At 50.6% G+C, this 21,458-nt stretch carries 15 protein-coding genes; 8 read left to right on the forward strand and 7 right to left on the reverse strand.

Features of this window, described 5'->3' with window-relative positions; all coding sequences use genetic code 11:
• Window positions 1-72: 72 nt before the first annotated feature.
• Complete coding sequence (locus C8E01_RS08280) at window positions 73-2,787, reverse strand: PQQ-binding-like beta-propeller repeat protein (protein WP_116542894.1); 2,715 nt, start codon at window positions 2,785-2,787, stop codon at window positions 73-75.
• A 174-nt stretch (window positions 2,788-2,961) separates the two neighbouring features.
• Between C8E01_RS08280 and C8E01_RS08285 the strand changes: the two genes are divergently transcribed.
• A complete protein-coding gene (locus C8E01_RS08285) occupies window positions 2,962-3,831 on the forward strand; it encodes a universal stress protein (protein ID WP_116543030.1) in 870 nt (289 codons plus the stop codon).
• Between the two features lies 1 nt (window position 3,832).
• On the opposite strand, the gene C8E01_RS08290 is transcribed toward C8E01_RS08285, so the two are convergent.
• A complete protein-coding gene (locus C8E01_RS08290; RefSeq protein WP_243409480.1) occupies window positions 3,833-4,732 on the reverse strand; it encodes an ATP-grasp domain-containing protein in 900 nt (299 codons plus the stop codon).
• A gap of 138 nt (window positions 4,733-4,870) precedes the next feature.
• Between C8E01_RS08290 and C8E01_RS08295 the strand changes: the two genes are divergently transcribed.
• The 4 genes from C8E01_RS08295 (at window position 4,871) to C8E01_RS08310 (ending at window position 7,406) form a co-directional block, all read left to right on the forward strand.
• Window positions 4,871-5,521 carry a hypothetical protein gene (locus tag C8E01_RS08295; RefSeq protein WP_116542896.1) on the forward strand — a complete coding sequence of 217 codons (651 nt, stop codon included), beginning with the start codon at window positions 4,871-4,873 and terminating at the stop codon, window positions 5,519-5,521.
• 68 nt (window positions 5,522-5,589) lie between these two features.
• Entirely contained in the window at window positions 5,590-6,042 is a 453-nt protein-coding gene (gene dtd / locus C8E01_RS08300; protein WP_116542897.1) for a D-aminoacyl-tRNA deacylase, read from the forward strand.
• A gap of 94 nt (window positions 6,043-6,136) precedes the next feature.
• A complete protein-coding gene (locus C8E01_RS08305) occupies window positions 6,137-7,063 on the forward strand; it encodes a hypothetical protein (RefSeq protein ID WP_116542898.1) in 927 nt (308 codons plus the stop codon).
• A 16-nt stretch (window positions 7,064-7,079) separates the two neighbouring features.
• Window positions 7,080-7,406 carry a nucleotide pyrophosphohydrolase gene (locus C8E01_RS08310; RefSeq protein ID WP_116542899.1) on the forward strand — a complete coding sequence of 109 codons (327 nt, stop codon included), beginning with the start codon at window positions 7,080-7,082 and terminating at the stop codon, window positions 7,404-7,406.
• Window positions 7,407-7,623: 217 nt separating this feature from the next.
• Here C8E01_RS08310 and C8E01_RS08315 read toward each other — a convergent pair whose 3' ends face one another.
• Both C8E01_RS08315 and gcvT read right to left on the reverse strand, forming a co-directional pair.
• A complete protein-coding gene (locus tag C8E01_RS08315) occupies window positions 7,624-8,343 on the reverse strand; it encodes a 2-phosphosulfolactate phosphatase (RefSeq protein ID WP_116542900.1) in 720 nt (239 codons plus the stop codon).
• 97 nt (window positions 8,344-8,440) lie between these two features.
• Window positions 8,441-9,529: a glycine cleavage system aminomethyltransferase GcvT gene (gcvT, locus tag C8E01_RS08320; RefSeq protein ID WP_116542901.1), complete on the reverse strand. Its 1,089-nt coding sequence runs from the start codon at window positions 9,527-9,529 to the stop codon at window positions 8,441-8,443.
• A 405-nt stretch (window positions 9,530-9,934) separates the two neighbouring features.
• Between gcvT and C8E01_RS08325 the strand changes: the two genes are divergently transcribed.
• Both C8E01_RS08325 and C8E01_RS08330 read left to right on the forward strand, forming a co-directional pair.
• Window positions 9,935-11,404: a sensor histidine kinase gene (locus C8E01_RS08325; RefSeq protein ID WP_165820596.1), complete on the forward strand. Its 1,470-nt coding sequence runs from the start codon at window positions 9,935-9,937 to the stop codon at window positions 11,402-11,404.
• Between the two features lie 46 nt (window positions 11,405-11,450).
• Window positions 11,451-11,885: a response regulator gene (locus C8E01_RS08330; RefSeq protein ID WP_116542902.1), complete on the forward strand. Its 435-nt coding sequence runs from the start codon at window positions 11,451-11,453 to the stop codon at window positions 11,883-11,885.
• A 3-nt stretch (window positions 11,886-11,888) separates the two neighbouring features.
• Here the strand turns inward: C8E01_RS08330 and C8E01_RS08335 are convergent, their stop codons facing one another.
• From C8E01_RS08335 to C8E01_RS08345, 3 genes are all read right to left on the reverse strand, one after another.
• Complete coding sequence (locus C8E01_RS08335) at window positions 11,889-12,506, reverse strand: ribonuclease HII (RefSeq protein ID WP_116542903.1); 618 nt, start codon at window positions 12,504-12,506, stop codon at window positions 11,889-11,891.
• 92 nt (window positions 12,507-12,598) lie between these two features.
• Entirely contained in the window at window positions 12,599-14,179 is a 1,581-nt protein-coding gene (locus tag C8E01_RS08340; RefSeq protein WP_165820597.1) for a RagB/SusD family nutrient uptake outer membrane protein, read from the reverse strand.
• Between the two features lie 18 nt (window positions 14,180-14,197).
• Complete coding sequence (locus C8E01_RS08345; protein WP_243409481.1) at window positions 14,198-17,326, reverse strand: SusC/RagA family TonB-linked outer membrane protein; 3,129 nt, start codon at window positions 17,324-17,326, stop codon at window positions 14,198-14,200.
• A 938-nt stretch (window positions 17,327-18,264) separates the two neighbouring features.
• Here C8E01_RS08345 and C8E01_RS08350 point away from each other — a divergent pair.
• Window positions 18,265-21,456 (forward strand): SusC/RagA family TonB-linked outer membrane protein, encoded by a 3,192-nt coding sequence (locus C8E01_RS08350; protein ID WP_116542904.1) that lies wholly within the window; start codon window positions 18,265-18,267, stop codon window positions 21,454-21,456.
• Window positions 21,457-21,458: the final 2 nt, after the last annotated feature.

The raw sequence follows: 21,458 nt of genomic DNA on the forward strand, positions 1-21,458 counted from the left end.
GATCCTCCCAGGATGACAAATTAAGTAGAGTGACTCTGTCCAATAAAATACTGGGAGGAATACTGAACTGTCCTAATTAGGCAATTTGAAGCTCAGCTTCTGCAGTTCATTTCGAAACACCTTATAGACGGAGTAGTTGTTGCCTACCTCGTTATAGTGGATACTCACAGCCTGGTTGCTTTCCAGCGATTTGCCTCCGATCAGGCGGGCATCCGGGCCGTACAGGTAGGTTTTCTGCGGACCGGTTTCGGTGATGGCGTATACCTGGTTGCCTCCCCCAAAGTTAAAGTATTGAACAATTTTGGGTGCAGATGTGACGAAGCGCTTCTCAAACAGTTCTTTCAGGTCCTGGTCGAAGGCGGCTACTTTGCCCTGGTCCTGCCGCACAATAATGTATGAGCGGCCACTGGCATCGGGCACCAGATCAAACATGGCGCTTTTGCTCGGCCGCGGCAGCTGCTCCCGCTCCACCACCTGGCCCTGCAGGTTAAACTCCACCACTTCACCGTACCGCGTTACCACTGTCACCACGGAGCGGCGCAGGTCGGCACCCACCCGGATAACGCCCTCTGACGTGATTGGCACCCGCAAACTGAAGGGGAAGCCCGGGTAGGTTTCGCCTTTGGCATTGAGAGCATATACATAGCCGTTCTCGAGCAGCACCAGGATAACGTCTCGGCCTCCTACCCGCACATGTTGCGGTGTGGCAGCCAGCCGGTAGTCCATGTGGCGGGGCTGCCAGCCAGGTATGGCATTGCCGCGTGTGTCGAACATGTACAGGTTGCCCAAAGCATCATCCACCAAAAAGCGGTAGTCACGGTTCTTCTCGAAGTCAAATACAGCCAAACGCTGCAGGCGAAGGGTGTCGCCCACATTAAACGGGAAATGCTCCAGATCACGCCCCAGGTGGTCGATGGCCTGTATGCGGGTACCCGTGGCAAACACATACCTTAGCCGCTTTTCGCTGCCGAGTTCGACTTGGTGCAGGTTACCTCTTACCTGCGCCTGCAGCGTATCGGTCCAGCCACGACTGCCGGTAGAAGTAATGTTGTGCAGCACAAGCAGCGAGTCCTGCACCACCACTTCGCGACTGCGGTCTATGGCATTCTGGATCGGGTAAGGCGGCGATATCAGGCGACTTGCAAAAGGGATGGTCAGCTCTTCTTCAAAACCTTCCTGCACACCGTCGGCATGGCGCTCCTGCCTTCTGAACAGCACACTGGTATAGTACTGGTTTTCGGCGCGGGCGAACTGCACGCTCACCTGATTAAACCTTCGGATCAGACTGGAGTTCTGCAACAGGTCCTCTCGGTTCTCTTCCTGCACATAGCGGTTCAAAATGTACCAGGCATTTACGGTGTTCAGGTATAAACTAAAATTACCCTCTTGCAGGGTTTCCTCCAGAAAAGACTTTTGCGCCACGGAACGTCCCCATACCTCTCCTGCATTGATGTCGTCGATTAGGGCACGCAGGCTGGCTATTTCTGGCGAGAAGATCATGTAATTATCGAGCTGCAGCACATAGCTCTGCTCAAAACCAGCGAACAGACTGCCAAACAACCGGGCGGGCAACTCTTCCAGATCCAGCAGCTGCAAGGTATAGTTTCCATATTTCTCGGAATAGACCTTTTCGTTCTGCGCTTTGCCGACCTGTTCTGCCAGGATCTTAAAGCGAGTCCTCGTTTTGCCACTGCTTTCCATGCGGGCAATCACCATTTTGTCGGGGCTCGTGTTCATGTTGTACGACTCCATGTAAGCTAGCGCGATCTCCTGATTAAAAGACCGGGCCAGGCTGTCGATAGCGGGGCTGTATGCGTCGTTGGGTGCTTTGCCGTCGCGCAGGCGGGCCACCTCCCCCACCCCAAAGTGCATCAGGATGGCTGTGCGCGTAGGCAGCAGCAGTTTGATGTCGAGCGGACGGGGCTTGGATGGACGCAGCTGCGCCTGAAAAGAGCCTTCGAGCGTTTCGGGATTAGAAAAACCGTTCAGGAAGACCTTATGCTGGTCGAGTTTGAGCTCGAGCATGGCGTTGCGGCAAAAGCTGCTCAGGTAGCGCACCTGTGGCATCAGTTCCTCCTGCAGGAAAAGGCCAAGCAGGTCGGGCAGGGCACGGTAGTTCACAAACACGTTGGCATACACATCGGCCTGGCTCAAGTAATTAACCTTTTTGTAATCAGCGGCAATGGAGTTGAGCTTGCCACGGTTGATGCGGCGCACGATCTCCTCTACCAGCACGGGTGAAGCGCTCAGAATGATATTGTTGTGGAAAGAGAAATAAGTAAAGCCATTCCCCAGTTGTGTGTTGGTTACGTCGGTGAGCAACATGCCCTGGTATTCACGGCTCTCCTCTTTAAAGATTGGGTCTTTGTTAATATTCTCGTTGAGTGTGCGCAGAAAACGGTGCTCCCCTACCGATACCACGGGGATGTAGTACACAAACTCCACATCGGTCTTGCCGCGTACGTGCACAGAGGTGAGGATATTTTTCTTGTCCAGGAAGCGTTCGAGGCGCTGGTTGCCGGGCGCCACGCTGTCGAGCATGGCCATGTTTTCCTGAAAACGCTGCACCACCGGAAGCACCGAGAAGCTCTCCCATAAGTCAGTCTCCTGCAGGTGCTCCCTCAGTTCGCTGTGGTTGTTGGTTTCCACTACAAAAGCTGCCGTCTCCGGCACCAGCGTCCAGAGGTCCACCTTCTGCTGTGCGTCCTGCCACCTGCTAAAGCCATAATAGACCAGGGAGGCCAGTACCACAAATCCGATGAAGAAAAAGACAATGCGTTTCGGCATAGTGGGGGTGTATGAAGCTACAAATTAACCGAAAAAATTAGAATTCACCCGACACTGTCTGCTCCCGACCCATTTCAAACTGAAAATATAGGGGTCGAATGTTTATTTAAATACCATGCATTATACCTGCACGAGCCTGGATGCGTATATATGGGCCAACCCAAAACTCCAAATATGTTTCGGATACTCACACCCGTTGATTTTTCAGAAGGCTCGGCCAAGGCAAGTCACTATGCGCTACAGCTCGCGGCTGGCGTGCCCGGGGCTAAACTGCTGTTGCTCCACTGCTTTCAGGATTACCTGGCCGATCCGGCGCCTGCCAGCGCTGCCAGCCTAAATCCTTCGGAGCAACTAACGGAGCGTGTGCTGCACCGCAACGAAACCGAGGCACTGGCGCAACTCGAAGAGATTTATGAGGAGTTAAAGCGGAAAGCCCACAGCATGGTCAGCAGCCTCCACATCGAGCGGACCTTTATCCATGGCCTGCCCGAAGAGGAAATTCCCGAACAGGCGGAGCGTTTCCGCCCTGCCCTGGTTATCATGAGCACCAAAGTCGAGTCGAGCATCGGACGGGCTGTGTTCGGCACCGTGTCGACCAAGGTGATCGAAGAGGCGCGGGTGCCTGTGCTGACAGTGCCCAGTCAATTTGATGGCGCTATACCTGGCCGCATCCTCTATGCCACCGACTTCGGCAAAACGGACGTGGCCGACATCGACCGCATCCGGCAGTTGTTCGGCCATCTGCAACCCATGATCTACTGCGTGCACATTTCCGACGATCCGGAAGAGGACCGCGAGAAACTGCTCGTACTGCAGCAAAACCTACAGCACGGCGCCCCTGAAAATGACATCCGCTACGCCCTGCTCGAGGGAGATGATGTGGCCGAGGCCCTACAGGACTTTGCCCGCAGCGAAAACATCGACCTGCTGGCCCTGACCACCCAGGAGCGCGGCACGTTCGATTCGCTTTTCAACCCCAGCCTGGCAAAGAAAATGGTGCTGCACGCGCCGCTGCCTGTGCTTGTATTCCAGGGTAAGGTATAGGCTATACCTTGGCGGCAGACTGATTGGTCAAATCCAAAAAGGCCTGGTAATACCGCTCCAAAGCTCCGTCGCTTGTGCTCAGGAAAAGGAAGGGCTCGATCAGTTCAAGCTCCATCAGCACCAGTTCGCCGTTCAGTTCCACCCCATCCACGCGGGCGTACAGGCAGTCTTGCGCAAACTGCTCTACAATCTTAGAAGCGGTTTGCAGCATGCCGGCTGGTGGCACCGGGGTATGCACGCTGCCTCCGAAAAAGTGCTGCACCCGGAAGTCGCCTGACTTGGCTTTTTTGAGCACGGCATGGCTATACCTGCCATTGAAGAAAATAAAAGACCACTCGCCCTGTGTTTTGATCTCCTCAAGGAAAGGCTGCGCCAGAAATGGCTCGTCTTGCAGCAGGGCGTTGATGCGTTCAGTATACCCAGCTGCATCTTCTCTGCTGATGGCGAGGGTATTCTTGGCTGCTCCGCTTACACGGGGCTTCACGATGATTTTTTCCTGCCCGATCGCTTCGAACACACGGTCGGCATCGAACGAGCCGCCCTGCTCCAGCCACACCGTGGGCACGATCTTAACACCTTGCGTCTGCATGTCCCGGAAGTATACCTTGTCGGCGTTCCAGCGCAGTGTTTTCACGGGGTTGAGCACCCGGCAGCCCAGTGCCTCCAGCTTATCGAGCCAGGTATAGAAGGTGTTTATTTTATCGAAGTAATCCCAGGGCGACTTAATGATAAGGGCATCGAATGCCGTCCAGTCAACCTGGTCATCGTCCCATACCTGAAAAGAAATTTTGTGGCCTTTTTCGGCCAAAAAACGATATAGGCGCTCATCTTCGCTGTCGGCGTTGGTGGTATAATCGCCCAGGCTCTGGCAAGTGACCAAAGCTATTTGTTGTAATGACATAAATGCGGATATTTGCCGCAAAATTATACTTTATCCGCCGCAGAATCTACAGAATAAATTCCTAATTAAACAAAACTTTAAGAACGTCTGTTCTCGTATGAAAAGTATAATCTGCTTTCCCGCTTTTTAACTAATACCATGTTACATCTTCTCAGCCTCAGCCTACGACACAGGTACAGTCTCTCTGTACGCCTGTTGGTGCTGCTGTTGCTGATCAGTACCACCGCAGGCGCCTGTCGCCCGGAGGACACGCAGGAAGAGCACACAGAAGAGCCCAGGGAACGCAAGCAGCAGCGAATAGAACCTGACACGCTGCTGGCCCGTCGCCAGCCAGCCGGCCCGCCAGCTAAGATCGATTTTCTGGGCAACCCTTTTCTGTCGGACTATCGCCAGAGCAAAAAGCTGGATGCCTACTTTGCCCGCATTAACACCGACTTCACACTCGATGCCGACCCCATTGAGAACATACACCGCCCGTCCGTTACCGACACAATCTATACCATCCGCTTTGGCGAGTCGGTGATAGAACTCTATGCCCCAACGCAAACCGGCGATCTGCTGCTGCAGGTGGCTGACATCCGCAACGCAGGTATAGCGCTTCGCAACAACATGAAAGTAGGTATGGGCCAGCCGGAGCTGATGACCAAGCTCAAAAATTTTGACGTGCGCATCCTGCAAACCAACTCCGAGATCGTGGCTACTTCGGTGGAAGGGGCCCCTACTTCGCTGCGCTTCTTCCTGAAGAATGGCAAAGTGAACCGCATCCGGTACGAGGGCTATGTGGATTAAGCAACTCCTGTTCAAAGCATAAATAGCTTAGAAACCCTACCTTTGCCGCTGAACCAAAGGTATACCCTATGCGCATCGTTGTCCAACGCGTTACCCAGGCATCTGTTACCATCAATAACCAGGTGAAAGGCGAGATCGGCCTCGGTCTGCTGCTGCTGGCAGGCTTTACTAACGACGACACGGAAGAAGACCTGAGGTGGATCGCCAACAAGGTGGTGCAGCTCCGCATTTTCAGTGATGTCGAAGACAAAATGAACCTGAGTGTGCAGGATGTGCAGGGCGATGTGCTGGTGATCAGCCAGTTTACGCTTTACGCCCTCACCAAAAAAGGAAACCGACCCTCTTATATTCAGGCTGCTGCTCCTGCCATAGCTATACCTTTGTACGAGCGCTTTGTAGTGCTTCTCGAGGAAGCTTTAGGGAAGAAAGTACAGACTGGTGAATTCGGCGCTGACATGAAAGTGGCGCTGCTTAACGATGGCCCGGTTACGATTACAATCGACTCCAAAAACAGGGAATAAACCGCTCCGAATAATTCTAAGGCAGGTTGGAAAAGCAAAAGAAATAATACTTATATTTCTACCTGATTCAGCTATACCTTACCGGACAGTTTATATGAAAGCCCTACCCCATCAGGCAGCCTGGCTGCCACTACTTCTTGGCCGGCTACTGCTGTGCGCCTTACTCATAACAGGTATAGCAACTGGCGCGCAGGCCCAGACAGATACTACCACCACCAAAAGTGTGATTGGCAAACGCTGGATCGTGGAAACCCGTGATGGTTCTGTAATACAGGGTATATTCTTAGGCCAAACGGATGGTGGTATACGCTTGCAGACTGACAGCGCCGGCGAGGTGCTTATTCCGCATACCCAGATCAAGAGCACCAAGATCATCGACGACAGCCGCATGCGCGACGGCGAATACTGGTTCGAAAACCCCAATGCGACCCGCTACCTGTTCTCTCCTTCTGCCTTCAGCCTCAAAAAAGGCGAAGCCTATTACCAGAACACTTACCTGGTGCTCAACTCTTTTAACATCGGCATCACCGATAACATCACCATGGGCGGTGGCTTTGAGTTGATCTCCACTTTCTCTGGCACACCGGCTTTCTACCTCACCCCAAAGGCTACCTTCGGGATCAATGACAAGTGGCGGGCTGGCGGCGGCTTGCTTTACATGAATGTGATCGGGCTGGAAGAAGATTTCTCCGGCTTAGGTATAGGCTATGGCATCGTGACCTATGGCAACACCGACGACAACGTGACACTGGGTATGGGCTATGGCTTTGTGGACGACGAGTTCTCAAAAAGACCCGTGATTAACCTGAGTGGGATGAAGCGGCTAAGTCGCCGGGTGGGCTTGGTTTCGGAGAACTGGCTTGTGCCGAGCGACGGCTATTACGGTTTGATCTCGTACGGCGTGCGGTTTATGGGAGAGCGTATAACAGTCGATCTGGCTTTTATCAACAACGGTGAAATCGCGGAATCTATCGCCATCGGTATACCCTACGTCGATTTTGTGATTAAATTTGGCAAATAACAAAGCCCCTATACCTATGACCATTGCCGAAGCCCAAACTATTGTTGACAACTGGATCAAAGAAAACGGTGTGCGCTACTTCAACGAGCTCACCAACATGGCCATTCTGACGGAAGAGGTAGGCGAAGTGGCCCGCATTATGTCCCGGCAGTATGGCGAGCAGTCTTTTAAGAAAAGCGACGAGGGAAAGCAACTATCAGACGAGCTGGCCGATGTGCTCTTCGTGCTCATCTGCATCGCCAACCAGACAGGTATAGACCTCACCGAAGCCCTCCGCAAAAACCTGGAAAAGAAAACCTCCCGCGACAGCGACCGGCATAAGCAGAACGAGAAGCTGAAGTAAGTTTGGGAGTTTGGGAGTTTGAGAGTTGAGGAGTTTAGGAAAAGAGGAATTGAGAATGATATTTAAAACAGAACAGGGCCGGTTTTGAAAGACCGGCCCTGTTCTGTTTTAAATGGTTAAGTCGATTCAGGTGTTGGTTATTAAGAGTGAAAAAGTCATACCCTCTGATTTCCAAAATCCTGTAATTCTCCACTCCCCAGCTCTCAAACTCCCAAACTTACTTCAGCTTCTCCTTCAGGTTTACCAGTCTGTCCCCTTTCCAAACCGGCAATACGTTGTAGGTGTCGTGCTGGAGGCAGAATTCGATGTCTTTGTGGATTTCGAGGTTTTCGAGGCGGCGCACATGAGAGGATTGGCGCAGGAAAGCGACCATGTCCTCTTTGGCGGCATGGTACAGGTATAGCGAGGCCAGGGTGGCGTCGTTTTCAAACTCAAACTCGCCCTGCAGGCGCTCGGCAAGTGCACCGGCAAACAGTGTGTCTTCGAGATTGAACTTACCCTTCCAGCCGGCACAAACCACCAATACATCCAGCTGCAGCTCTCGCAGGTGCTCCGCAACAGTCTCCAGGTTGAGGAATGCCCCCACCACAATCTCGTCGGCGGCCTCTGACAATCGGATGGCACGGGTACCGTTGGTGGTCGTGATGGCCACGGTACGGCCCTTTACCTGTCCGTTCATGTAGGCAAACGGGGAGTTGCCCAGGTCGAAGCCTTCCGCTTTTATACCGTTGCGCTCAGCAGCGGTCAGGCAGCCCTGCTCGGCATAGCCGCGGCACTCCTCTAGTTGCATCACAGGTATAATATCGGTAGCGCCATGCGCAAAAGCCGTCACCATGGTAGAGGTAGCACGCAGAATATCCACGGCCACCACTGCCTTCCCCTCCAGTTCATACAAGTGCAACAGCTCCGGGCTGTAACACACATCTATACTCGGCATTAATTAAATTGCTATATGGTTAAATTGCTGATGGTTAAATTATTAAACGTATTCGATACTGCGAATACGTTTAATAATTTAACCATCAACAATTAGTTTACTTCTTCACAAATGGTGGCTTCACAATTTGGCCTTTCATGTCTTTGTTGCGCACGCGAACGAACACCTCGGTGCCCGGCTTGCTGTACTCGGTTTGCACGTAGCCCATTCCGATGCCTTTGCCAAGTGATGGTGACATCGTACCAGAGGTAACCTCTCCTATCTTTTCGCCATCGGCGTTCACGATCTCGTAGTGCGCTCTAGGTATAGCTTTTTCCAGCATCTCAAAACCAACCAGCTTACGCTGTACACCCGCTGCTTTCTGCTCTTTCAGGTTCTCAGCATTCACAAACTCCTTGTCGAATTTAGTGATCCAACCCAGGCCAGCCTCCAAGGGCGAAGTCGAGTCGTTGATGTCGTTGCCGTAGAGGCAGAAGCCCATTTCGAGGCGCAAAGTGTCGCGGGCACCCAAACCGATTGGCTTGATACCCTGTTCCTTACCAGCTTCCATAATCGCATGGAACACCTTCTCGGCATCTTCGTTCTTCACGTAAATCTCAAAACCACCCGAACCGGTATAGCCTGTGGCAGAGAGTATAACATCAGGCACACCGGCAAACTCGCCCTTTTCGAAGGTATAGTAGGCCATGCTGCCTAGGTCTACAGAAGTAAGTGATTGCAATGCCTCCACTGTCTTGGGACCCTGCACGGCAAACAGCGACATCTCATCCGAAATGTTCTGTAGCTCCGCACCCTTGGTGTTGTACTTACTCACCCAGGCCCAGTCCTTTTCGATGTTTGATGCGTTCACCACCAGCATGTACTCATTCTCGGCCATGCAGTACACCAACAGGTCGTCCACAATGCCGCCTTCCTCGTTAGGGAAGCAGGAGTACTGGATCTTGCCAGGTGTTAGCTTTGAGGCATCGTTCGTGGTAACACGCTGAATCAGGTCGAGTGCCTCAGGGCCTTTTACCAGAAACTCGCCCATGTGCGACACGTCGAATATACCTACCGCGTTGCGTACGGTGTTGTGCTCTTCCAGGTCAGACGAGTAGCGCACTGGCATGTTATACCCAGCAAAAGGCACCATTTTCGCTCCCAGCGACTCGTGCACATCATTCAAAGCTATTTTCTTCAGTTCCATATCAGGTTTGATTGCTTATAAAGTAGATGCCCAAAATTAAGTAAAATAAAACCGCTTCCGAAATTTTATGCAGGAACAAGCTTAGTATAGCTTAAACGCTATTTTTACACGTTTCTACTTGCCGCCGTCCTCCTGCAGGCATTTATCAACACCCTGCTGTGCATAACCTTGTCAGGGTCGGTACGTAAATCAACCCGTCACTTTTTAGCCAAAAGGATCATGCCATTTACTACTCTTTACCGCACAGCACACAGGATAAGTGTGCCTACTCCTTATTTGCTCAAACTGCAATCTGCTATGCGTTTTGCTTACCGTTTTAGTTTGCTTCGCATCATTTTTACTAAATTAGCAGCATATCGTCTGTCTTATCAAAAGCTCAGTCTGGCGCACATCAGATAATATTCCATGAAGCTATCTACCAAGCTGTTTATCGGGTTCGTCCTGATATCACTGCTTTTCACTACTGTTGCCATTGTAAACTTCAGGTTGTCGGAGGACGTGATCGAAAACATGCGCTGGGTATCGCGCTCTCAGATCGTGGTCCGCAATTCTGCCTCGCTGCAGCGTAACATCATTGATATGGAAGCGGGTTTGCGGGGCTTCCTGCTTAATGGAAACGAAGTGTTCCTGGAGCCTTACAATGAGGCCAAAAGTATATTGCCCAGGCTGCGTGAGGATGTCAGAAGCTATACCGCTTCCGAGAGCCAGCAGCAAAAACTTTCCAAAATCATCAGCACGCATGATAACTGGATTACGAAGTATGCAGAGCCGCTTATAGAGATGAAAAGGGGCGACACGCTCGAATACTCCTCCCGAGCATTCGACATGAAGTTAGACACTTTGGTTTTGGGCGAAAAAGTGCTGATGGACACCATCCGAAGCGACTTCCGTGTGTTTAACTCCCATGAGTATACTTTGCGGGGAGAAAGAAATGAGCGACTGAACACCAGTATCAATACTACGAGACAGGTGTCCACCGTTCTAACCATACTGTCGGTACTATTGGGCCTTGGCTGGGCATTATACATCACCCGCATTATCTCTAACCGCATCATGAAGATGGTGACACTGGCCGAAAAGATATCGAAGGGGGAATACCAGACCCAGATCGTGGATACCTCCAAGGACGAACTTAGCCAGCTATCATACTCCCTGAACAGGATGTCGGCCACTATTGATGAAACGTTCTCGGAACTGGATCGAAAGAACAAAGAGCTCGATCAGTTTGCCTATGTGGTATCGCATGACCTGAAGGCGCCTTTGAGAGGTATAGAAGTGGCATCGCGGTGGGTGGAGGAAGACATGGGGCAGAACTTGCCTGACAATATCAAGGAGTACCTGATGATGATGCGTGTGCGGGTACACCGCATGGAAAACCTGATTAATGGCATACTGGCTCTTGCCCGCGTGGACCGAAACAGTTATGCGCAGGAGATGGTGGACGTGCAGCAACTCCTGGCCGAGGTAACCGATATGGCCTCACCACCGAAGGGCTTTACCATCGAAATTGGCCCCAATATGCCGTATATTTACACAGAGCGGGTGCATTTGCACCAGATTTTCCTCAACTTAATTTCGAATGCCATCAAATACCATCATCGCGAAGATGGCCGTATTGACATCTCCTGTCAGGAGTCTGAGAACTTCTATACCTTCTCTGTGTCAGATGATGGTCCAGGTATAGATCCGCACTACCACGAACGCATATTCGTGATTTTCCAGACGCTACAGGAACGCGATGCAGTAGAAAGTACAGGTGTGGGTCTGGCTATTGTGAAAAAGATCGTAGAGCACCATGGAGGCAATATTTGGGTGGCCTCCAGCCCCGGTCAAGGGGCAACATTTAGCTTTACCTGGCCTAAAAATCAGGCATAACTAAAATAATTGTATTAAATTTGATTATTGAATTTCTAGAAGTGCTATGATAAATAAAGACGTTAATATCCTTTTAGTGGAAGATGACTACCTGGATATTATGAATGTAGAACGCGAACTTAAAAAAATAGGCATTACACACCCGATCCATGTAGCCCGCAATGGCCGCGAGGCGCTTGATATGCTACGCGGAAGCGGTGTGCCCAAAATATCTCCAGCCCCTAGCGTCATTTTGCTCGATATCAACATGCCGCGCATGAACGGCCTGGAGTTCCTGGCCGAAATGCGCCACGAGCCGGAGTTCAGCCACATCCCGGTTTTCATCATGACCACTTCAAATGAGGAGACTGACCTCATGGCTGCACAAAAGCTGAATGTGGCAGGCTATATCGTAAAGCCGATGAGTTTTGAGAACTTTGAAGCCAGCCCCTCCTCTCTCGACAACTTCACCCTGTTCCTCGACCTCATAAAGCTTAAATAAACTTTAGCTCTCTTTCGTTGGGAACAACGGCAATTGCTCTTCTGACAATAATCTAAAAGATTGGCGGTGGTATTGCGTGGCTCCATACTGCGCAATGCTATTGCGATGCTCTTTCGTAGGGTATCCTGCGTTTCGCTCCCAACCATAAGCGCCATGTTCTTTTGCAAGCGCACACATCATCTCATCGCGGTGCGTCTTGGCTAGCACCGAGGCTGCCGCAATAGACAGGTACTTCCCATCCCCCTTCACAATACAGGTATGGCGCAGCGCTTCGTATACCTTAAATCGGTTTCCATCCACTATTAAATATTCTGGTTCCCGGGCAAGTCCTGCTATAGCTCTGTGCATTGCCAGGTAGGTTGCCTGCAGAATGTTGACCTGGTCAATCTCGGCCGGGCTCGCCTCTCCTATGGCCCAGGCCACCGCATCACGCACTATATCTACCCGCACTTGCAGCCTTTGCTTATGGCTCAGTTGCTTTGAGTCGTTCAACAGGCTGTGGCTATAGTCTGGTGGCAATATAACGGCAGCGGCCACTACTGGGCCCGCCAGGCAGCCCCGGCCAGCCTCATCTATACCTGCTTCTAAGGTATAGCCACTGTAATTAGGTAGAAGAGCCATGGTGTGTAGGTAGGTTTGTAAACAAAAATAAAACAAAAAGCCCTGTCAACTTATGCTGACAGGGCTTTTTAAATTTATACTAACCGTTTGGCTTAGTATCCAGGGTTTTGCTGAGCAGCTAACACAGGGTTAGATGCCACTTCAGAAACTGGAATTGGCCAGATGAAACGGAAGTCATCGTACGGAATGAAAGGTATAGTAGCAGCTGGGAACGTACCGCTTGCCGCACTGTACTGTGGTATGTGGTTCGACAATGAAGCTACTTTAGCAGGTATACCGGCCGGACCGAATCTACCCTCTTTTGCCAGACGGTGGATGTCTTTCCAGCGCATACCTTCAGCCAGGAACTCGATACGACGCTCGTTTACAATCGCCTGTGTTAAGGCATCGCCTGCCAGACCAGTGTATGTTTCGTCAGTAGAGCGACCACGAACTGCGTTCAACAGATCCAGTGCTCTGCCACTGTTACCCAGTCTAGACTCAGCCTCAGCTACGTTCAGCAGCACTTCAGCATAACGAATGATTGGAGACCAGTCCGTCTGCGTTTGAGCATCTCTGTACTTTCTTGTGAAGATAGCACGAGCTGTAGTAAACGTAATGTCACGACGGGCGTCATCAGCTGGCCAGAAAGACGCGTTCCAGATAAGTGGGCTGATGGCAACCAGCGCACGACCACCTGGCTGTGCGTTATACATCTGACCCAACGAACCGTTTACACTGGCGTTATCGTTCGCAGTGTTCATGAACGAGAAGATTGACTCAGAGTTTCCAGAGTTGCTGGCCCAAGGAGCGTCAGGCGAAGCTGTCAAAGCATAACCACCGATAGGGCTAGTGAATGTCTCTGTACCAGAGATCAGTTTATTGCCCTCAGTAATTACTCCCTGCCAATCCTGCATGTGCAGTCTTATACGAGACTTCATGGCAATAGCAGCACCTTTCGTAGCTCTAGAAATTTTAGCACCGGCTGCACGTGTATCAGGCAGGTTGGTTTCAGCATAGTCAAGGTCTGCCAGGATAGCATCATAACCTTCTTTCACCGTATTTCTACCTTGCTGTCTTGCTTCTTCTACACGCGCTGGTGTGTTCACCGGAATCGTTCTGATCGGAACGCCCGGGTGAGAAGCATCAGCTGTGTGGTTGTAAGGACGCGCAAAGTGCACCAACAGTTCGTGGTTAGAAAGAGCACGCAGGAAGCGAGCCTCACCGCTGTAGGCATTGCCTACTTCAGGTGTGATCAAACCATCCGCTACTGCTTTCTCAACACCCTCGATCACAATGTTAGCTTTGTTGATTACCGAGTAAAGTGTTTCGAAGTGGTACACGTTGTTGGCAGAAGCCGCATTGTAAGTTGAGCCGTACGTGATAGCGTAGAACGCCTCCAGGTTCAGCATGTCCTCTCCACGGTTGTCGCCCTGCTCTACGTGAGCCGCACCAAACGGATAACCACGCACAGCACCACCAGCATAGAAACCACTCTGAGCAGCATCATACACACCGGCTACTGCCAGTTCTACACGCTCAGGGGTTGTAAAGGCACTCTCTTCGGTAAGTCTATCGAAAGGATCAAGTTCTACTGTATCCTTCTCGCACGAAGTCAGCATCAGGGAGAAGCACACCGCGGGGGCGAGCAACGCTAACTTCAGTTTATTTTTGATGAATGATCTATTTTTCATTTTAAGGGAATTAAGAAATTAGAAGCCAAGGTTTAAACCAACTGTGAACGTACGCTGCTGTGGCTGACCGTTCCAGTCCACACCAAGGTTGTTGTTGTTCAGGTTAGTGTAAGTTTCTGGATCAAGACCTGTGTAATCTGTGAACACGAAAGCGTTCTGTACCTGGGCGTAAACTCTCAGACGATCAACACTAATGCGATCAGACAGTGTCTTTGGCAGTGTGTAGCCAAGCGACAGGTTGCTCACTTTCAGGAAGTCGCCGCTCTCAACGAAGCGAGAAGAAGACTCACCGTTCGTGTTGATGAAGTTACCGTAGTTTGCACCGGCAGCCAGCCTTGGAGTCTGACCGTCACCTGGGTTTTCAGGAGACTGCCATCTGCCAAGAATCTCGCGACCGTTGTTCTCAAACGCCATTGTCAAAAGGTCCTGACGTGTACGGTTCATGATTTTGTTACCGCCTGAGAAGCGAACAAATACGTTGGCATCGAAGTTTCCAAGTTTGAAGTTGTTATCGAAACCACCGAACCACTTAGGAAGCGTAGTGCCCAGGATTACTTTGTCAGCAGATGACAGAGAAGACTGTGTACCAAGTGCGGTTGGGTTAGCAGGGTCGTAACCGTAGTATACACCAGCAGAACCACCGTTGCCAGAGATGTTACCCTGTACCAGAGAGCCATCGCCTTTGCGGTAGATTGGGTTACCGTTTGCTCTGTTCACACCTTCGTACTGGTAGCCGTAGATCGAGTTGATAGACTCGCCTTCACGGTGAATGGTGTATTCAAACACGATGTCCTGACCTTCAACCAGTTCTTTCACTTCGTTATTCTGTGTAGAGAAGTTGAAGTTAGAGTTCCAGCTAAAGTTCGACTTGTCGATTACCGTACCAGAGATACCGATCTCGATACCGTCGTTGTAAACGCGACCGATGTTACGGATGATCGAGTTGTTAGGCACACCCAGTGATGGAGGAGTTGGCGCAGCAAGAACTACGTCAGAGTTGTCCTTCATCCAGTAAGCCAATTCTACGTTCAGACGACCGTCGAACAAGCCCAGGTCAACACCGAAGTCAGTGATTTTCTGAGCTTCCCAACGCAGGTCAGGGTTACCCGTGTTGCTGAAAGAGATACCGTTGAAAGTACCGTACTGAGCAGCACCGAATGAACCCAGGTATGGATAGTTACCACCAGGGATACCGATGTTACCAACTTCAGCCCAGCTACCACGCAGTCTCAGGTCAGAGATAACGCTAAGAGCAGATGAGTTCTTGAAGAATTCTTCTTCAGAGATTCTCCAGGCGGCAGACACGCCAGGGAAATAACCCCAACGGTTGTCAGGAGAAAGCTTAGAAAGACCGTCAGCACGCATAGAAGCACCGATATAGTACTTGCTGGCATAGTTGTAGTTGAAACGGCCCAGGTAAGAAGCAAGACCATTTTCACCGATGCCACCGAAAGCAAACTGGTTAGCAAATGCACCAGAAACCAGGTTTTCGTTGAAGAAACGGTCAGAAAGACCTGTGCCTTGCGCCTGGAAGAAGCTTGATCTTGTTTTGTTATACTCCTGTACTGCAGTCACGTCCAGGTTGTGCACTTCGTTGAACGACTTGTTGTAGCTCAGGATATTTTGCCAGTTCCATGCTTTAATAGGAGAGTAAGCCTGAGAAACTACACCACCAGAACCCTGGCCGTCACCATGACGTGGGTCGTTGAACAGGAAGTCGTCTACCAGCGTTAAGTCAGCACCAAGCTGTGTTCTGAAACGCAGGTTGTCCACCAGTTTGAAATCCAGGAACACGTTACCCAGACCACGGTATGTAGTAGCTCTACGCTTGTTGTTATCCAGTACGAAACGGATGTTTGGAATACCGTTGGCAATGATACCAGCGTTTGGACCACGACCAAGTGCTCTAGGCTCGTTGAAGTCGATGTTGTAGCCGGTTGGGTGCTCTGGGTTGAACACAGGCACGTTAGGGTGCATACGGATAACACCGAAGATGTTACCAGACAAGTTGTTAGAACCAGTAAGCGGACCAGAGTTGATCTGGTTGGTCAAACCAGCCTGTAAGCCGAAATCGAGGAAGCTGGTTACTTTAGTCTGCAGGTTTGTGCGGATGGAGTAACGCTCCAGGCTGTTCGCACGGCCAATACCTTCCTGGTTAGAGTAACCAAGAGAGAAGTAATAAGTCGTTTTGTCAGTACCACCGCTGGCAGAGAATGCGTGGCTTTGCTGGAAAGCAGAGCGGAACACTTCTTCGTTCCAGTCAGTGTCTGCATCACCCAACGCTGCCGGAGATGTCTGGCCAAGGTTAGCGTACTTCTCGTTCGTGATATCAACGAATTCACGGGCGTTCAGCAGGTCGTGCAGCTCAATTGCTTTTGCAGAACCAGCCCAGCCATCATAAGAGAACTTAGCCTGACCTGATTTACCACGCTTCGTTGTGATCAGGATTACACCGTTAGAGGCGCGTGAACCGTAAACCGCTGTCGCAGCACCATCTTTCAGGATCTCGAAAGACTCGATATCGTTCGGGTTGATGTCGGCAAGTGCGTTTGAAGGTGTAAAACCGCCCAGGTTACCAGAAGTAGCAGGCACACCGTCGATTACGATAAGTGGCTGCGTGTTGGAAGAGATAGAGTTTACACCACGGATGTTGATCTTTGGAGGCGCACCCAGGATACCGGATGGCTGCGTGATCTGCACACCAGAAGCACGGCCTGCCAGCTGCTGGTCAAAAGACGGTGTTGCCATGTTAGCAATTGTCTCACCTTTAACCTGCGCAATAGAGCTGGTCACGTCTTTTTTCTGCTGTGTACCGTAACCCACCACCACAACTTCATCAAGTTGTCTCTGGTCGATTTCAAGTGCTACGTTAATAGAAGCTGCTGTACCGATCGCACGCTCAGTTGTTTTGTAACCGAGGAAGCGGAACACAAGCGTGTTTCCGTCTGCCGGCACAGTAATAGAGTAAGTACCGTCTGCACCGGTAGCCGTACCGGTACTAGTGCCCTTTACAAGTACTGCCACACCAGGAAGGCCTTGGCCAGTCGACTGGTCTGTCACAGTACCCGTAACAGTTCTGCCCTGCGCCAATGCCTGTTGAAGCACGACGAATACCAGCGCAAAACTCAATAGTAGTAGTTTTTTCATTGGTCTGTTAATTGAGGTGAAAGATAAATAGTAGTTAAGATTAATGGTTTGCAACAAGCAATGTTAAGATGCTAACAAATACATGGGCTTTATGTTACGGACTATTAAAGCCCTCCAAACTCATGTCCATATTAGCAATCAAACAGGAATAAAACAAGCCTAATTAGTATTTAAGTAAACTTTCTACACTATTTGAATGCTCCAAACTAAGCATATTTTTTCAATATATACAAAACTGCAATTTAAATTTACGCACCCGTATACACGTCTTTTTCAGTTACTTAAGCCTTTATCCTATGTTATTACAAATACAATCCTACTTTCTGAATCTGATAAAGACCATAAACAACTGATCATCAGAATACTTTTCATCAACCCTGCCTTACCTCCTTCTCAACATTCTACCAAATCTGTTAAAACAGTTTAATTATCAATCTTCTTAACTCTTTCTTAGTCAATGTTATGACACATACCTGCATTTGGGTAGTAAATAAGCTATGACCCCTTCAGTCAACAAGGTTGTAACAACTATTATAAAAATGTGAGCTAAAGTCAACTTGCTTTATGTAGGCTCCTCTTTATTCAGCCATTCCGCTAGCCTTTCCTCCCTTTAAAGGCTGCATTACCCCAAATCATACTATAAAAACATAAATATATAAATAACTTCACCTTACCTTAATTGCATTATTTTTTAGTTAAAATACTATTAATCAAATGCTAATTAAAATTTGTCACGTATAATGTTATGATTATCTAATTGAATTTTAACATTAAACAATACATACATTACCATATTTAATGTTCTAACTTTTGTTCTACCTACAAAGGACTCCCTTCTGAAAGGCTCCCCCGCCCTACCTCACCAGTAAGTGCCCTAACACGAGGCACTTTTGCCAGATTGACTCTACACATCTTATGAAACCAAAACTTTTTGGGACATGAACAAACTACTACTAGTATGTTTTATTCTGGTGCTTGCCTTTTCTCAACAGGGCATGGCTCAGACTAGAACGGTCACGGGTACCGTGACAGACCAGGAAACAGGGCAAGGACTGCCCGGCGTCGCCGTGCTGGTACAAGGCACCAGCGTCGGCACCGCAACTGGAGCCAACGGAGAGTACACTATTAACGTGCCTGAGGGCTCCAATACACTCGCCTTCCGCTTTATTGGCTATGCCACCGTTACACGCAATATTGACAACCAGAGCACGATCAACGTTACCATGAGCGTGGACACACGGCAGTTGGGTGAGGTTGTGGTTACAGCATTCGGTATTGAAAGAGAAGAAAGGGCACTCAGTTACTCGGTGCAACAGGTGGATGGAGAGGATGTCAGCCGTGCCAACCACCCCAATGTTACGAATGCGCTGCAAGGCAAGGTAGCTGGTGTGGTTGTGCGCCAATCCAGCGGTATGCCGGGTTCGTCTTCTCAGATCACCATTCGGGGAGCGCGCTCCCTTGTTGGCAACAACCAGCCACTGTATGTGGTGGACGGCATGCCAATTGAAAGTGACGCCATACAGCAGGCCGGCGGCACAGGTATAGGTGTTGGGGGTGTGAGCGGAACAGATGCTTCGGCACGCGCACTCGACATCAACCCGAACGACATAGAGTCTATTTCCGTGCTCAAAGGTGGGGCTGCAGCGGCACTATACGGTGTAAGAGCTGCAAACGGGGTTGTGCTGATCACCACTAAAAAAGGAAGGGGCCTTGATGCACAGGACAGAGCCACTGTTACGTTTTCCACCGATTATCAGATCGACCGCGTGTCCAGGTTACCTGACCTGCAGAGCACTTACTCGCAGGGGTCTGCCGGTGTCTACAATCGTGCCACCTCATTGTCTTGGGGCCCGAGAATCAGCACACTGGGTGATGTGGTGGATGCCACGGGGGCCACGGTGTCGGGCAACAGGGTTTTTGACAACATGGATCCGTTCTTTCAGACTGGCCATACGGCCACAAACAGCATCTCGGTGGCCAACAGTGGACAAATAGGCAACTACGCCGTAACGCTGGGATATACCGACCAGGAAGGCATTATCCCTACTACAGGCATGGAACGCTTTACCGGTAAAATAGCCGGTGAGTTTAAGGTGCATCCGAAAGTGACCCTTGGGGCATCCGCCAATTATTCTGACGTACACATCGATAAGGTGCCGGGCGGCTCTAACCTTTCTAATCCGCTGTTCACACTGTATGCCGCCCCGCGTAACTTCGACCTGTGGGGGCTGCCTTTTGCAGATCCACTGAACCCCTACAGACAAATCAACTACCGCGGACAGATAGACAACCCGCGCTGGTCCCTGGCCAATAACCAATTCTACGAAGATACGCGCCGTGTCATCAGTACGGCCAACATCAACTACCAGGCACTCGACTGGCTGCAGGTAAACTACAGACTGGGTGGTGACTTCTTTATTACGGACGGCAAAGAGGTGTATGAACTTGGTTCGGGATTTACTGGTGGTATAACCACTATACCTGCCGGCGGTCAGATCAACGACTTTTCATTCAATCAGAACCAGATCAACTCCAACCTGTCCCTGATCCTCAACAGGGAGATAGGTGAGGATATTAACCTGAATTTCCTCTTGGGCAACGAAATTTATGACATACGCAACCGGCTGATCTCTACAGTAGGCCGGGGTATTGCCCAGGGTGGTTTCCGCAACATAAGCAACACCGTGGTGCAGAACGCCGCAGAGACCATCACCCGACGCAGGGTAGCCGGCTTCTACGCCAATGCGGAGGTAGGCTTCCGGGATTATCTCTTCCTGAACGCATCAGCCAGACAGGACTACGTTTCTAACCTGGCTCGTGGCAACCGCACTTTCTTCTACCCATCAGTGGGTGTGGGCTTTGCCTTTACAGATGCCTTTGAGCTACAAAATGACATCCTGAATTTTGGCAAGTTGAGAGCATCCTATGCAGAGGCAGGGCAGGCGCCTGATCAGGCCTATATTACGCGGAACATCTTCATACCGGGTGGTGCTGGCTCCGGCTTCCTGAACGATGGTATCCAGTTCCCATTCAACAACACGATTGGTTATACCCGTAGCGCTGTATTCAGAACAGAGGACTTGAGACCGCAAAACACCAAAACCATTGAGTTTGGTGGTGACTTCAGACTGTTCGACAATCGATTAACGCTGGACTATACCTATTACGTGCAAACGACGGAAGATCAGATTTTCAGTGTTCCGGTTGCTGCCTCTTCGGGCTTTACCGCTGAGTTCAGGAATGCCGGTCGCCTGGAGACCAAAGGGCATGAGTTAATTGCCACTATCGTCCCATTCCGATCAGACAATTTTGAGTGGACTTTCACCACCAACTACACGCGCTACAGAAACCGGGTAGTTGAACTGGCGGAGGGTGTAGAGAGCATTTTCCTTGGAGGCTTCGTGACACCGAACGTCCGGGCTGAGGCGGGGGCGCTCTACCCTATCATTTTTGGATCTTCCTTTATAAGAGACGACAATGGCAACGTGGTGGTGGACAGTCGCCAAACTTTAACGACTGGCAACCCTAACCCAAGGTATGGCATGCCGCTGCTCGGAGGCGAGGCCAAGAACATCGGCAACGTACAACCTGACTTCGAGATGTCCTTCACTAACGGCTTCACCTTCCGGGGCATCAACCTTACCGCCCAGGTAGACTGGAGAAAAGGTGGCAACATGTACGCCGGTAACACCAGGCTTCTGAAACTGTACGGCATGGACGAAGTAACCGAAGACCGCGAAAGCGACTCCGTGTACCCGGGTGTTAAAGGCTTTCAGGATGAAAACGGCAACCTGGTCGTGGAGGGAGCCAACGACATCCCAATCGTTCGGGGGCAGACTTACTGGCAAAGCACACTGGATGCCATCGACGAGTCGAACGTGTATTCCACCACCTTTGTCAGGCTGCGGGAGGTTGCGCTCAGCTTCTCCCTACCTGAAACGCTTACCGAACGGACCTTCATCAAAGATGCTTCGGTGGTGCTGACCGGCCGCAACCTCTTCCTGATTACAGATTACCCCAACTTTGACCCCGAGACTAGTGTGGGTGGGGGCAGTAATTTCCAGGGACTGGAGTATGTGACGCTACCACAGGCGAGAAGCTTTGGCGCTGGATTAAGACTAACATTTTAACA

The organism is Pontibacter virosus, from assembly GCF_003096355.1.
In the GTDB taxonomy this organism is placed as follows: domain Bacteria; phylum Bacteroidota; class Bacteroidia; order Cytophagales; family Hymenobacteraceae; genus Pontibacter; species Pontibacter virosus.